Below are 15,297 nucleotides of genomic sequence, written 5' to 3'. Positions count from 1 at the left end.
TAAAAAGTTTAAAAAGCTGCTCTAACAGAAAAGGTTAAACTCCTGGTAAACGGATAATTAATACCTCTTTCTTCTTTCACCGACGACCAACGCACCAGGTCGTTTGCAGTTACCTGGAACATCAAACTCGACATCGATAGTTTAGATGCTATTTTTTTACTCATGTCGTAGGAAAGGTTAACCGATTGAAGGTTAATCAGATTATCAGGCTGAATAAATCTTGAACTTACATCAGTCTCGCCGATATCAGCTATATTTTTATAAAAAGAGAGGTCACCTGAATTCTTCCATTTTTCTTCAAATACGCGTCTGTCAACGTTATAGCGTGGATCTGCATTTTCAACACGCTCCACCAGTGTTAAATTATACTTATCACCCCCAAAAAAGGTTTGAAACTGCACATAAAGACTAAATCTTTTGTAGTTAACCGTTCCGCCAAAATAACCGCTCACTTTAGGGTTAGGGTCGCCAATTACTACGTAATCCCGCTTATCATAATCGTAGGTTATGGTTCCATCTTTTTTGAGGTATAGCTCACGTCCGTTTTCCGGATCAATACCCAATGATGGTACACCATAAATGGCATTAAAAGGTTGTCCTTCGCTAAAACGAAGTAATGGAATACCCCTGTAGCCGCCTTCTCCGGGTTTTACCGACTGCAGTTCGTCTGCCCTATCATTATATTTCTTTAATGCGTTAGAGATTCTTACCACCTTATTTCTGTTGGAAACCATACTGGCATTCAGGTTTACTGACCAGTCTTTGCTCCTCACCGCATCTATTGTAAGCCCTAACTCCGCGCCTTTGTTCTCCATATCTCCAAGGTTTTCTTTATAAGATAAGAAGCCTGTTGATGGAGGTAAGGTGATATCGGCCAGAATATCTTTGGTAAACTTCTTGTATATCCTTGGGGTAATCATGATACGGTCTTTAAACAAACCGATATCTACACCAATATCTGTCATCCGCGTTTTTTGCCAGCCCAGGTTTTCATTACCATAACTGTTTACACCCGCACCAATGCCTGTAGAATACCAGTTTCCGGTATTATATTTATAAATAGTCCGCGATAAATAAGGATCAAACTCTACAGAACCAGTAAGACCTGTAGAAGCCTTTATTCTCAATTGGCTGATTACTTTATTATCTTTAAAGAATTCCTCCTGATGTACATTCCAGCCTAATCCGAACGACCAAAATGGAGCCAATCTGTTGTTTACACCAAACTTAGAAGAACCATCGATACGAACAGTTCCATCCATAAGGTACCGGTTTTTATAGGAATAGTTCATGGTGATGAAAGAACCGAAAAGCCGTGCTTTTTCGAGCTTGCTTAATGGTTTTCCATCTTCGGCATATCCTTTTGCAAACCCTATACTGGTAAAACGGTCGTTCGCAAATCCGATAGCAGTAAACTGTTTCTGATCGCGCAGTTCTGTGCGTGCATTTACGCCGATTAGTGCATTAAAATAATTACCGCCTATCTGCTTTAACCAGGTTAGCCTGATATTGCTGTCCCAATAGGTTTCTTTCATCTCCCTATTGGTATATTCTCCCTTTTCGTCGATTTTATCTGCAGTGTAGAGATAATATTTATTTGCCAATGGAGATGTGAATATATCATCGGCATTTGATCTGGTGGTTACGCTCATCTGAGCCCTTAACCTAAGATCTTTTGCCACTTCCAGATCGGCAGAAAGGTTATCGATGATTTCGGTATACTTAGATTTATTAAAACTACTTAAACTGGCATCATACAATGGATTAAATACATATTCTTTTGACCGGTCCTGCTTTTCGTAGACATCCGAAATTCTCATTACCATGCCATTCGCATCTTGCAAAGGGTAATATGGATTCATCTTTACATAACTGGAAAAATCACCGTATGGGGATTCAGTGGCACCTACTTGTGTTACGGATAACTCATTTCTGAATTGAATTTTCTTAACATTGTACTGGAAACTCATTCCGCCTGAATACTGGTCTCTTTGTGATCCCTTCATTGCTCCAGGTCTTGTTTGATAGCGTAAGTTAACATTGTATCGAAAGGCCGATGATCCCCCGTCAAGATTTACAGCATGCTTATTTCCGATGGTATTGCGTAAGGGTTGAGACAGCCAGTAACTATTAACACCACCCACAACATTGGCTTTTTTGTGGTAATAGATTTCATCGAGCTGATCCTGAGATACCTGTTGCTTAGCAGAATTATATAACCCAGCCAGCACTTCATAATCTAGTTTTTCGGCTGCATCTAAAACCTGATAATCGCTTAAATCTGCCGCAGTCAGATTCAATTCGTAATTGTATTCGACCCTTAATTTGCCTTCCAAAGGTGTTTTAGTAGTGATCACAATTACGCCATTGGCAGCGCGCGATCCGTAGATAGCTGTTGCAGCAGCGTCTTTCAATGAGGTAACAGAGGCAATCCTGTTAACATCCAAATCAAATACCTTTTGCACACTTACCTCATAGCCATCAAGCATGAAAACCGGCATATTTGCTGTTCCAAGAATTTCATCCCTTCTCAATACCTGACCATCGCCACTGGGTAATGCCGAAGCGCCTCTGACATTAATAGACGGAATTCTATTAGGATTGGAACCGGCAAGGTTATTATCAATCAGTTTAAATGATGGATCAAATGTGCCGATACTTTGAAGCAAATTTTGCGGATTTACCCTTTTCAGCTGATCTCCCGATATCGTGATGGCATTGCCGGTATAGTTATCTTTCTTAATCGCCTGATAACCGGTAATTACCACGTCATTCATCTGCGTTTGCTGGGCAGCAAGCTTAATATTCAGCGTTTTAGCACTATTAACTTTAACTTCCTGTATATCATAGCCCACATAACTGAAAACCAGTATGGCACCTTCGGCAACATTTACTTTAAACTCACCTTTCTCGTTGGTTACGCCAACACTGGCTCCGTTTTTAACCGAAATATTAACACCGGGTAAGCTTTCTCCACTGTCCTTATCCTCTACCTTACCCTTAACTTCAATCTGGCTGGCTACAGTAACAGGCTGTAAAGTTGGGTTTTCTTTATTACTGATGACAATGGTTTTGTTTACAATATTAAAGCTCAGGTTCAACCCTTTTAACGACAGGTTTAAAGCCTCAGTCAGCGTTGCATTTTTTAATTCGACAGTAACTTCAGGTTTTCCTTCCAGAAGCTCGCCTTTATAAAAGAAAAAGTAACCGGTTTGTTTTTTGATCTCCTTAAATATGGTTTTTAAAGGAGCTGTTTTACGCGATATGGTTACGGTTTGCGAAAATGTAGCAGCCGAAATATGCAAAGTACCGGCCAGTAATAAAATAGCAGTCAATTTCATGACCAATAAAAATTTAATCCTTACCCTCCGTATAGCGTATACGGGGTTGTAAAGGGTAGTTAATTTCATACCTTTGTTTTGAATGAGGTTAATAAATAGCAGCTTGCTTCGAAACCCAGCTGCTGTGTCCAAAATTTCTACCGGAAGCGTTGCTGCGCTTTCGGTTTTTTTTTTGCGGTAGGAAATTAGATTTCAGGTAATTTTTTCATCATAAAGTTTGGTTTAATTAGTTGATTGAATTGCTTGGTTTATTGCCTTTTTAGCGACGGGCAAGTCTACCTGGTTTTACTGCCAGATACAGTGAGCACTTTACCTTTGGCATCAATATGAACGTGGTTAAGTTCCAATATTTTGAATACTTCGGATAAATTGCTGTTTCTTGGGATTTCTCCCACATATTTTTCGTTAGTTATTTTGCCCTGATACACCACATCCAAATCATACCAGCGCGATATTTGCCGCATGATGGTTTTCAGGTCATCGTTATCGAAAGCAAAAAGATCGTTTTTCCAGGCCATTTCTTTATCTACATCTACATCCGGGTTCATGTGGAGCTTGGCATCGGCCAGGTTAAGCAAGGCTTGCTGACCAGGTTTTAGTTTTAAACTGTTTGTACCGCTGGAAACATTTACTGCTCCTTCTAAAAGAGTAGTTTTAACCTGAGCCTCATCACTATAGGCATTGATATTGAAATGTGTACCCAGTACTTCAACCGTTTGCTGATTGGTTGCCACCCTAAAGGGTCTGTTTTTATCTTTAGCTACTTCGAAATAGGCTTCACCCTGTAATTCTACCTTACGCTCGTTTTTGGCAAACGATGAGGGATATTTTAAAGAAGAAGCGGCATTTAGCCAAACTTTGGTACCATCTGGCAAAGTTACCTCGTACTGGCCTCCCCTTGGCGTAGTAATTACATTAGTGCTGATGGCCTGAGTGGCGTTGCCTGGGTTATCTTTAATGATATATTCGAGTTTACCATTAGCCGTTTTACGCACCACAATACCACTTTGTGTAGCTAACTGGCCTGTTTTGGCATTATCCAAATCAATAACAGAACCATCGGCGAGGGTTAAAAGGGCTTTATTGCGGCCGGGTTTAACATCATTTTTAGCACTTACGGTAAATTGTTGTGGTTCATTGTTGCGCATAGCCAGATAAAGGCCAACACTCAGGCACAATAAAATACTGGCTGCCACAGCAATACGTTTAAATAAAAGTACTTGTTTTGCCTTTTGTCTACCATGCTGCAACTTCTCCCAAACCTCAGTTTGTGTAGCGGTAATGCGGTGTTGCTGAGGTGTATCGCCCTCAAAAGGGAGTTGCAGATACCATTGTTCTACAATTGCTTTTTCGTTGGGCGTACAATTACCTGATAAGTACTTATCCAACAATATTTTCGCATTTTTCTCCATTTAACAATAATCTTTTAGGGCTGATTAATGTATATACGGCGAAGGGTATACCCTGGGGGTATGCAGAAATATATTTTTTTTATTTTTTTTCTCAGAAATGCAAAAATTGATTCATCGTTTTGCAGATATGACACCTAAAATCAATTTTTTACACTTCTAATTGCAAGATATTCTGCTTAATGATAAGTTTTAAGCATAAAAATAAGGTAGGTAACCAAACCTAAACGCGAACGTAAAATCTTTAATGCTCTTTTCACCTGTGTTTTTACTGTCAATTCAGAAAGTTCGAGTAATTCTGCAATTTCTTTATGGGTTTTATTCTCCATACGGCTCATCAAAAAGATTTCGCGCATTTTTGGCGGCAAGGCATCAATTTCGCGTTCAATTAAAGCGGCCATATCTTTCTCGCGTACCAGGTAATCGGTAAGTACATGTTCCTGATCAAGATAGCCTTGCAAAGAGCCGATGTATTTATCTTCAACTTTCTGGTGTGCAAAAACGTCAATCACCCTGTTTCTGGTAGCGGCGTACAAATAACCCGATAAATTACCATCGGGTGCTACCTGCGCCCTTTTAATCCATAAAGTTTCGAATAACTGCTGCACCAGATCTTTGGCTTCTTCCTCGCTGTTAAGGCGTTTGCTGGCGTGAATAAACAACAAGCCGTAAAAACGGTTGTAAATTTCGGTAAAAGCCAGCTCATCATTCTTAGTCAGTAAGAAAGCTAGTTCATTATCTGAAAATGAGCTGTAAGTGTTCATCGCAATCGGTTGCAAAGATAATATTATTCGATCAGTTTATATCGAAATTAAGCGTAAAACAGGTGTAGTTTTATATTGATAGGCAAGTAATTAAAACAAAAACAACTAAAAAACCTATTTAAAGCAGACGCATATCCGATTCACTCAAAATATCAAGCATTTTTACACCAGCTTTTAACGGTTAGCGACAATAAAAGCGCAATTAAAGAGAGAAAGACATAAATATCCGCCCGATTATTTAAATATCAAACCATATACACTAACATTTTACCTTTTTTCTGCATCAACCGCAGCCAGTTGTGCAGAAAGATATTCGTAAGCGCCGGGTATTTCTACCGAAGCATTACCAATACTTCCTTCAATAAAAATCAGGCCTTTGTAATTGATATCGCGCAGGGCACGAAAATATGGTTTAAAATCATCGCCCATTACACCGGGTAGTGTACGTTTTTCTTTTTCGGCCACTTCACAATAGCCTACCAGCCCTTTTGCAGCCCGTATTTCATCAGGCGATTCACCTTCACGCATCATGTGAAAAATATCTACATTCAGTCTGAAATTAGGATGATTTACCCTTCTCACGATATCAGCAGCCGATTTGAGCGAAGTAATAAAAGTGGTTTCGGTAGTTTCGAGGTTTTCGAGTGCAATAACAACTTTATATTTTGCGCCAAGCTGTCCTATTTTTTTACAAAGGGCTATAAAATCGGTCTGTGCTTTGGCCAGATCGTAACCTGCAGGAATATTGCGCGAACCTCCGCTTCCTAAAACAATCAGTTTTACCCCCGCCTGTCCGGCCCTCGAGAGTACTGAATCGGCATACGATAAAACCCTGGCCTCTACTACATCCGGACCTGCAATTTTAATATTTCCCGGAAAAAACAGGTTACATACGGTTACTTTGCACCGGGCAGTTTTCATCTGTTTCAGATTGGCATTAAAAGCCTCGTCGCTTACACCGGGTGCAAGCATTTTCCTTACCGATTCGCCAATCATGGTAAAACCGCCGGCATGTGCAATGCTATCCTGCCCCAGGCCCGACATGATCCCCAAACGCTGGGCATACTGTTTATCGGGTACAAAACTGGAAACAGTGAGCAGCGTAAAAAAAGCAACAACAGTTAAATAGCTAAGTCTCATATCAATTTGGTTAGGGATGATTAAACCTAAAATTAAAAATTAAATTATTTAGTTTCATCCTGTATCGTCCTGCTTTCAAAAAAAATCTTTTTAAAGCTTCTTTGATTCGTTTGCAAACCTATCTTTGCAGAAAATTAAATTACATGTCTGAAATTAATCAATATCCGGTTCTCGATTACCTGGTAAACGTACTAAAAAATGCCATTGCCGATTCGAAAGTTGAAAAGCAATCGCAAAGTGTATCTGTTGTTAAAGATGGTAACGATATCATCCACGTAGAGCAGTTATTTGATGAAAGCGGCAACAATGCAAAAATTGTAATTACCGATAAAAAGCTAATCGTGATTAGCGAAGATTTACTGGAACCGCTGCAAAGCATCCACACCACAGTAAAAGGAAATGAAGGCTTGAAAAAAGAGCTTGAAGCTGCTACCATCATCATAAACGGTTTAGATATTGAAACTGAACTGGTATTTCAGGCTGCCCGCGACTGTTTTGATGAATTGAGCGATAGCTATGAATTTAGCAAAAACGTTGAAAAAGAAGTTTCTAAATTAAAAGCGCCGCTAAAATTTGGTACTAATCCACTTGAACTGATTATTGTAAACAATGCAACTTCTATTCAGGTTACACCTAATTTTATCAAAGCATTGGATGCAGGCGTTACCAAAGCTATCGAAGCAGATGTAGCTAAAGTGCAAAATGCGTTGAACAAACACTTTAAAAAAGGATAAAACCCTTATAAATTAGCGGAACTCCCTATCCGGGCGAGTTCCGCTCTTCTAACCAAATATATCCTGCAGAAAGCAGGATCTCTTTCGCCATTAAATATGGCCTTATCATCAAATTAATCTTCCTGCCACTACCTCCCAATCTACCACATTCCAGAAATTAGCAATGTAATCGGCTCTTTTGTTCTGATATTTGAGGTAATAGGCATGCTCCCAAACATCGAGTGCAAGCAAAGGCGTGCCTTTAACTTCTGCCGAACCAAATAAGGGATTGTCCTGATTGGCTGTAGAGGTAATTTTAAGTATGCCTTTATCGTTTACCAACCAGGCCCAGCCAGAGCCAAAACGGGTGGCAGCCGCTTGCGCAAATTGTTCCTTAAAATGATCGATCGAACCAAAAGCTTTTTCAATGGCCGCATTTAATTTCCCTCCGGGTACTGGTGCACTACCGGGCTTTAGGCTAGCGAAAAAGAAATTATGGTTCCAGGCTCCACCACCGTTGTTGCGTGCTTTAGCCGAAAGACTGGCCGCATTTTCGAAAAAAGTTTCGACTGTGGTATAGGGTATTTTTTCGACTGTAATGGCATCATTTACGTTTTTAATGTAAGCCGCGTGGTGTTTAGTATAATGAATTTCCGTCGTCAATGCATCGATATATGGTTCGAGCGCATTAAACGGATACTTTAGCGGCTCCTGCACAAATTGTAAAACTGCATGTTGGGCATTAGCATGCGACAAAACGGGACTTAAAGCCACACCAGCTGCTATAGTTAACGATGTTTTGATAAAGTGCCTTCTATGGTTTTCTTTCATCGGGATCAATTATTTAGTGTGTACAATCAGCGTTGCCTGAAGTGCGGCATCGGTAGTCAGGTTGCCATTAATAAACAGGGTGTAAATTTTACCTTCCTCAAAACTCAGGTTGCTTAGAGCAGCTGTTTTTACCGGTACAATAGCGCCAGTACTGTTATTTCTAAGCTCGAGGTTTTGTGCAGCACCTGCCGCAACTTCTTTAAACGGCCCCAGGGTTTTCCAGCTCAGTCCCGCAATGGTTGCTGGCGCTTTTCCGCTGGCATCGTAGGTTAGTTGCACCTGATCGCCAAAATTACCATAAGCTACATTGGCAAACCACGAAGTGCCAGCAGTTGTTTTTAAATCGAGGTTTGGAGCATCTGGTGCAAAATTGGCGAACCGTATTTTGGCTTTACCCGCGGCCGGAGCGGTTAAATCATCGTAAACCAATACCAAACTATCGCGGTTACCCGGATTTAACTTGCTTGGCCTGCGCTTGGCAACGGTAAACAAAGTATGGTAGTAACCGGCAATTGGTCCGTTCGGCCCTGCGAAAGATGCTTTATCTGTTTCTTGTGCAAAAGAAGTCGCACCACCAAAAATATAGGAAGATTTATAACTGGTATTGCTGCCTTCGGTAGTATTGTACTGCACTTTCCCAAATTGGGTATCGAGGTAAGCGGTAGCCACATTGTGCGCAACCAGCGTAGTGTTAATTTGGCGGGTAAAATCCAAAAAATTAACCGGCGCAGTAATACTCAGCGCATTTACCAATTTCACTTTTGCGCTTAAAGGTTCGCGGTCGGCATTATCGGTATCGAGGTATTCGGTTTTCTTGCAGGAAGGTAAAATGGCAACTAAAACCCAGGCTGCCAGTACCAGCGTATGCGTAAAGGTTAATTCTTTTAACTGATGTATATTCTTTAAAAATTTCATGTGCTTGTTTTAAGGATTAAAATTTGGCTGATAATCTCACAAATGGCTGTATACCGGCATTGGTTCCTGCCTGCGCGCCACCAGGCCCCGGATTTCGGGTAATGTTGCTACCCGGTGCCGGGATACTATAATCGCCCAGTACATTAAATAAATTATTGGCACCTACAGTGGCCAGTAAATTGTTGGTAAGCTTATAGCCGACAGAAATATCTGTTACCCAGATCGGGCTAAATGTTTGATAATAATAATCTGGTTTAGGGAAATTGGCATTAAGCTGCGAAACCGACACCACCGAGCCAAAATACACGGTACGCAATAAGAGGTTTAACTTTTTATAATTATAAGTACCCTGCAAACTGATTTTGGTCGAAGGGATATTGTTAGTTACCCGAGCCTGTTCCGACTCATCAAATATGATGTAGCGATAAGCTTCCAATCCTTTCGGGGTATTTACATTGGTAAGTTTGGTATCTAAAAAGTTGGCGCTGGCCAGAAACGAAGCATTGCCCCCATTTTCGAAAAGGAATTTATAACTCCCTGCCACTTCTATACCCCTGGTTCGGGTACTGAAAGAGTTGTAAAAAAACTTGGCTTGCACAGTTCCGGTTTGTACAAAAAGTGCCCTTACATCGGCCGGCAAATTGGTATCTGTGGCCGAAAAACGTCCGGTATTGCCCACCCTGTCTTTAATATCAATCTGGTAAGCATCTACCGTCAGCTCTACGTTGGCCAATGGTGAAGCTGTGAAACCTGCAGTATAACCTTTAGATTTTTCGGCCTTTAAAGCGGGGATGCCTAAGGCAGTAGTGGCCGGATTGACGTTATTGGCGGTAACCTGATCGATAGCTACCCCATTCTGAAAAGTGGTAGAAGTTTCGGTGTAGTAAAACTGGGCCAGATCTGGTGCACGGAACCCTGAATTGATCGAAGCCCTGACCCCTAACCAATTGGTGATACCGAAACGCGAAGCTGCTTTATAAGTAAATACACTCCCAAAATCAGAATAATTTTCGACCCTTAACGCGCCAGATACCAGCCATTTAGACGTAACATTTAACTCAGCATCTAAATAAGCAGCAGAAATAGAACGGCTTACGTTCACCTCGTTTGAAGGGCGGAAACCTGCATGGATTTGCGAGCCCGGCGAAAGCCCGTTTAAAGGTGTTAAACCCAATGAGGTGGTATAAGGGATTCCGGTTGCAGTAGTATCGATCCCATAAATGGCCCGAAGATCAGCCTTCGAGTACGAAGCTTCCTCGCCGGCAATAATCTGATAGGTTTCTACACGATATTGACCACCAAAAGCTACATTCAGACCACTTAAAACTTTATCGAAATAACGGCTAAAATCTAAACCGGTTGTATTTTGACTGGCATTGTAACTTCCGGCATCGAACTTACGCGGACTGCGCTGACCTAAGCTGGCATTCAATGAATTGCTGATTACATTGGAGAAATCGTTGATACCATATACATTGGAAATATCTACTTTCCAGTTTTTCACCTTCGCTTTTACCCCAATGGCCAATGATTTATCAGAAAGAATGTTATCCATCGCCGGTAAAAAACCATCGGGATAAATAAAGGTATTGTTGCGCTCGGTCCAGCCCGGGAGGCGGTATACTGCGGTAAACTGTGAGGTACGGTGACTAATGCCCCCAAATGAATACAGTTCTACATCATCTTTAAGTGGAACAGAAGCATTGAAAAACAATAAACCATCAATGGCTTTGTTGGTACTTCCACGCTGATCGAAATAATGGCGATCTATACCGCGACTGGCCAAAATGGCATCGTCTATTTCTTTGGTGTAAATCTGGTCGAATCCTCTGGTATTGGCACCCCCACCATAAGCCGGGCCAATGTATAATCCCGATTCCGAATCACCTACAGGTAATGAAACTGCCTGTGTAGCGAATTCGCCGGTTAAGTTTAAATAGCCCCCTTTGTTGCCCAGCTTAAGGCCATAATTGCTGCTGGTACGTGTGGTTAAACCATCGCCGCGCCTGCGCGCACTTGCGGTTGAGGTAAGCGAGAGTTCCTCGGTACTTTTCTTCAGTACTATGTTAATTACACCGGCAATAGCATCCGAACCATATTGTGCAGCAGCACCATCGCGCAGGATTTCGATGCGTTCAATAGCACCGGTTGGAATGGCATTTAAATCGTACCCGGTAGCGCCGTTACCCAGACCTCCCCAGCTGATGTTCGAACTTTTATGGCGTCTCTTACCATTAATCAACACCAAAAGCTGATCGACACCTAAACCACGCAACTGTGCGGTTGAAGTAGCCGAGGCAGCATCGCCACCACCCGAAACCGACGAATGGAACGAGGGCGATACATATTGCAGCAATTGGGTTACACTTACCTGTGGTGCCGATTCCTGCAGTGCTTTCAGGTCAATGATATCAACCGGGTTGGCCGAGTTTAATTTGGTGCGGTTGGCATTGTGCGAGCCTACAATGCTTACTTCATCCAAACTACTGGCAAGGGGTACCAGACTTACATTGATAACTGATTGCTGGTCGATTTCTACTTCCTGTGTTTTGTAACCCACAAAAGAAAACTGCAGCACTTTACCATTGCGGATGGCCACCTGATAACTGCCATCCCTTTTTGTTGACGCACCATCGTTAAGGCCTTTTACTTTTACCGATACCCCGGGAATAGGTGTTTGATCGTCGGCCGAGGTGACCACACCTGTGATAAACCTCTTTTGCGCAAAGGCATTGATTGCAAAAAAGAGTATTGTGGTTATTATTAGTATGTTTTTTTTCATTTTATGTGTTAAAATTTGGGCATAACAAGAGCTGTTGCGCATTTTTTTTTGCGCAAAACGATGTCCATCTATTTAATTGTCTAGTTTGTGGTTGGGGCGTTTTTAGCGATTAAAAACCTTTCATCAGTAAGTGCTTTCAGAAATTCTACCAGATCGTTAATATCGCTATCAGTTAAATTAAGCGGCTTATCGAGCGATAAATCACGGTTAATGCCATCGTGCACCACCGCCGAAGGATTATTGTAGTAGGCTACCACTTCTTTAAGCGTTTTAAACTGCCCGTTGTGCATGTAAGGAGCAGTTAAGGCCACATTGCGCAAGCCCGGTATTTTAAATTCGCCGATTGCTGTGCTATCTTTTGTGATGGTAAAACGTCCGGCATCTTTGAGGCTTTTGCCGTTGTAGAGACCAATATTTTTAAAACGATCGGCGGTAAAATCTTCTCCTGAGTGGCAATTATTGCAGTTGGCTTTCCCAATAAACAACAGGCGACCACGGGCTGCAGCTGCTGTAAGTGCATTGTCATCGCCATCGATGTAACGATCGTAAGCGCTATTGTTGGTTTCTAATGTCCGCTCAAATGCGGCAAGTGCTTTTAACAAATTATCTTTAGTGGCCGGCGATTTAAATACCCTGGCAAAAGCCTGTGCATAAGCTTTATCCTGGTTCAACCTTGCTACAGCCTCTTCAATGCTTAGCCCCATTTCATCTGGCGAAGTAATCGGACCTAAGGCCTGCTCTTCAAGCGAAGCTGCTCTTCCATCCCAGAAAAAATGCGTACGACCTGATAAATTGGTTAAACCCGGCGAGTTGCGTGCAGTGAGTTTACCACCAATACCCAGACTAAAAGTAGCCGTATCTGCAAAGGCAAATTCAGGCCTGTGGCATGATGAGCAGTTAATGGTTCTGTCTTTCGAGAGGATATTATCAAAAAACAAACTGCTGCCAAGCTCTTCTTTAGTTTGGATTTCGCCCACACCGCCTCCAACAAAAGCTGCCTGGGTAAGTATTAGTACAATAAAACTCAGTATAATGATCGCACTTCTTTTTTTCATCGGTTTAAATCTGTTTTTAGCTCAGATTAAGCTTATTAAATGGTTTTGGCACTTGCCTTAGAATATGAAAAGCTGTATCGTTTAGGTTGGTTTAAGCCCTTCGGATGACGCCCCTTAGCAGAATCGTCATTGCGAGGAGGAACGACGAAGCAATCTTTCCTGCTAGTGATTCTTACTATAAAGATTGCCTGCCTGCTTCAGGCAGGCTTCGTCGGCTGAAAAAGCCTTCTCGCAATAACGACGGGGATACAGCCCTTCTCATCAATAATTTTGGTTTAGGTTGGTTATTATCCGGCGTTGGCCACTAAAGCTACATCGATATCAAAATCATCGTATATCACTTTATCGCCCAGGTTTTCGAAGAAGTTTTTCGATCTGAACTTAATGTCGTATTTGGTACGGTCTATGGTAATTTTAGCTTTGGCAGTTAGCTTTTTACCGGCCACATCAATTGCAGCCGGAAAACTTACCTCGTTGGTAATGCCTTTAATGGTTAATTTACCGGTTAAATTGTACTGGTTGCCACTTGCTTTTTTGGCCGAGGTAATAACAAAAGTCGAAGTCGGGAATTTCTCGGTACTAAAAAAATCTTCGCTTTTTAAATGCCCAAGTAATTTTCCGTTGGTTGCGGCATCGGTAACATCGGTTACGGTAATCGATTTGGTATCAATGGTAAAACTACCCGATTTAAGCACAGTACCGTCAATTACAAAGGTTCCTTCGCTCACTTTTACGTTACCGCTGTGCTCACCGGTGGCTTTTTTAGCCAGCCAGGTGAGTTTGCTGCTGGCATTATCTACTTTAAACGATTGTGCTTTTGAAGCAGGCTTAGGGGCCGCAGTTGTGAGCTTAGGTGCAGATCCATTATGATTTGCTGCAGCAAAGCGGTTCGACTGTGATAAAGCGCCTAAAGAGGCCAGGGTTAATAACGAAATGGTTAATGTTAGTTTCATTTTTGGGTTTATGGTTTTTAGATAATACCGGTTAAACCATCAGCTTAACCGGCTTAAGGATAGGTTTATTTACTTTTTTGCGTGTTTTTATCGCCCGTTACCGAAGCAGTTGCTGTAGCGTCCTCTGCAATCAGTTCATCTAACAAAGCGTTAAATTTTTTCTCGTATGCTTTATAATATTTGCCCGTAACAGTGCCGGTGTAACCCGTATAAATTTCGCGCACTTCACCTTTTCTATCGATGATAATGGTGGTGGGGAAAGCAATGAATTTATTTAGCGCAGGCAATTTTTGCGATACCAGTTTTTTATCGGCCAGGCCACCAAACAGGATGTCGTATTTTACATCATACTTATCACGCAGTTTGCCCAGTGTATATTTGGCATACTCCAGGTCATCTTTCTGTTCAAAACCGATAGCGATGGCCTCTACCCCTCTTTTCTGATTTTTGTTAAACCAGGGCGAAAGAAAAACAGTTTGATCGGTGCAATTTGGACACCAGGTGCCCACAATTTCTACAATTACCACTTTGCCTTTGTACTTATCGTCGCTCAGCGAAACCTGTTTTCCGGTCAGATCGGGAAAGCTGAAATCGAGCTTTTTATAGCCTTCTTTTAAGAATGTAATTTTGTAGGGATCAGGCAATTCGGCTTTATCGTCTTTTACACCATCAAATTTGGTGTTATCGTAAATACCAGCCGAAATCACGCCGCTAATGGTACCGTCGGGATTGATTTTACCTTTATAAATTTTAGGGCTCGGACCAGTGAAACCCGAAAGTACAAACTCATCGCCCTGCACGGTGCCCTCCAGTTCGCGGCTATCGCCGGTTACCTGCATAATTACGCCTGTAAGTCTATTTCCGGTTTGTTTGAGTATTGCCACCTTGTTGGGTACCTGTTCTTTGGAGTAGAATTTCAGTTCCCACTTGCCCGAAATATTGGCCGCTGGTGCCACATCTTTACCGGGCTCAACAAAGCGGTATTTTTTGCCGTGTTCGGCCGTAAATGGTAAAGAATTGCCTCTAAATCCTGGCACCAAACTGCGGTACTCGCCCGAAAGTGTACCGTCATCGTTAATTTTGGCAACCAAAGCCGCATCGTAGGTATTCATTTTAATAAATACCGAATCAGGGGCAATGCGCTTTACGTGGAAATCATCGCGTCGGGTGCCGTTTAACAGGGTAAATGTGGCATGTTCGAAATCCTTACCCTTAAATTCGAAGTTAAAGGGCACCTGGGTTTCGCTTACATTAAACACACCGCGCCAAACACCTTCTTTTATTGTTTTTTGTACGGGGGCTGGTTGCACACCATCGGCCAAAGCCTGTCCACCGATAAACAGTGAACTGAGCAAAACTGCTCCTTTAAAAATTTCATGTACGCTCATTTGATA

The 15,297-nt window shown here is 41.9% G+C and carries 11 protein-coding genes; 1 reads left to right on the top strand and 10 read right to left on the bottom strand.

Annotation, left to right across the window (positions count from 1 at the left end):
* Window positions 1-8: 8 nt before the first annotated feature.
* The 4 genes from BLR37_RS17345 to BLR37_RS17330 form a co-directional block, all read right to left on the bottom strand.
* Window positions 9-3,410, bottom strand: coding sequence for a SusC/RagA family TonB-linked outer membrane protein (locus tag BLR37_RS17345; protein WP_244154687.1), 3,402 nt, complete (start codon window positions 3,408-3,410; stop codon window positions 9-11).
* Between the two features lie 206 nt (window positions 3,411-3,616).
* A complete protein-coding gene (locus BLR37_RS17340; protein WP_090770757.1) occupies window positions 3,617-4,753 on the bottom strand; it encodes a FecR family protein in 1,137 nt (378 codons plus the stop codon).
* 176 nt (window positions 4,754-4,929) lie between these two features.
* Window positions 4,930-5,514 carry an RNA polymerase sigma factor gene (locus BLR37_RS17335; RefSeq protein WP_090770755.1) on the bottom strand — a complete coding sequence of 195 codons (585 nt, stop codon included), beginning with the start codon at window positions 5,512-5,514 and terminating at the stop codon, window positions 4,930-4,932.
* 267 nt (window positions 5,515-5,781) lie between these two features.
* Window positions 5,782-6,654, bottom strand: a complete 873-nt coding sequence (locus BLR37_RS17330; protein WP_090770753.1) for a sugar phosphate isomerase/epimerase family protein — start codon at window positions 6,652-6,654, stop codon at window positions 5,782-5,784.
* A 143-nt stretch (window positions 6,655-6,797) separates the two neighbouring features.
* Here BLR37_RS17330 and BLR37_RS17325 point away from each other — a divergent pair, with 143 nt between their 5' ends.
* Entirely contained in the window at window positions 6,798-7,388 is a 591-nt protein-coding gene (locus BLR37_RS17325; protein WP_090770751.1) for a hypothetical protein, read from the top strand.
* 108 nt (window positions 7,389-7,496) lie between these two features.
* Here BLR37_RS17325 and BLR37_RS17320 read toward each other — a convergent pair whose 3' ends face one another.
* The 6 genes from BLR37_RS17320 to BLR37_RS17295 all read right to left on the bottom strand — a co-directional run bounded on the left by BLR37_RS17320 (window position 7,497) and on the right by BLR37_RS17295 (window position 15,291).
* Window positions 7,497-8,198, bottom strand: a complete 702-nt coding sequence (locus BLR37_RS17320) for a superoxide dismutase (protein ID WP_090770749.1) — start codon at window positions 8,196-8,198, stop codon at window positions 7,497-7,499.
* Between the two features lie 9 nt (window positions 8,199-8,207).
* Window positions 8,208-9,113, bottom strand: coding sequence for a DUF4397 domain-containing protein (locus tag BLR37_RS17315; RefSeq protein WP_090770747.1), 906 nt, complete (start codon window positions 9,111-9,113; stop codon window positions 8,208-8,210).
* Window positions 9,114-9,129: 16 nt separating this feature from the next.
* Window positions 9,130-11,895 carry a TonB-dependent receptor gene (locus BLR37_RS17310; RefSeq protein ID WP_090771040.1) on the bottom strand — a complete coding sequence of 922 codons (2,766 nt, stop codon included), beginning with the start codon at window positions 11,893-11,895 and terminating at the stop codon, window positions 9,130-9,132.
* A gap of 80 nt (window positions 11,896-11,975) precedes the next feature.
* Window positions 11,976-12,950: a cytochrome-c peroxidase gene (locus BLR37_RS17305; protein WP_090770745.1), complete on the bottom strand. Its 975-nt coding sequence runs from the start codon at window positions 12,948-12,950 to the stop codon at window positions 11,976-11,978.
* Between the two features lie 287 nt (window positions 12,951-13,237).
* Window positions 13,238-13,903 carry a YceI family protein gene (locus BLR37_RS17300; protein WP_090770743.1) on the bottom strand — a complete coding sequence of 222 codons (666 nt, stop codon included), beginning with the start codon at window positions 13,901-13,903 and terminating at the stop codon, window positions 13,238-13,240.
* A 65-nt stretch (window positions 13,904-13,968) separates the two neighbouring features.
* Complete coding sequence (locus BLR37_RS17295) at window positions 13,969-15,291, bottom strand: peroxiredoxin family protein (RefSeq protein ID WP_090770741.1); 1,323 nt, start codon at window positions 15,289-15,291, stop codon at window positions 13,969-13,971.
* Between the last annotated feature and the right edge of the window lie 6 nt (window positions 15,292-15,297).

Origin of the sequence: Pedobacter soli (assembly GCF_900101435.1) — a bacterium.
In the GTDB taxonomy this organism is placed as follows: domain Bacteria; phylum Bacteroidota; class Bacteroidia; order Sphingobacteriales; family Sphingobacteriaceae; genus Pedobacter; species Pedobacter soli.
This window is presented reverse-complemented; position numbering and strand designations above follow the sequence as displayed.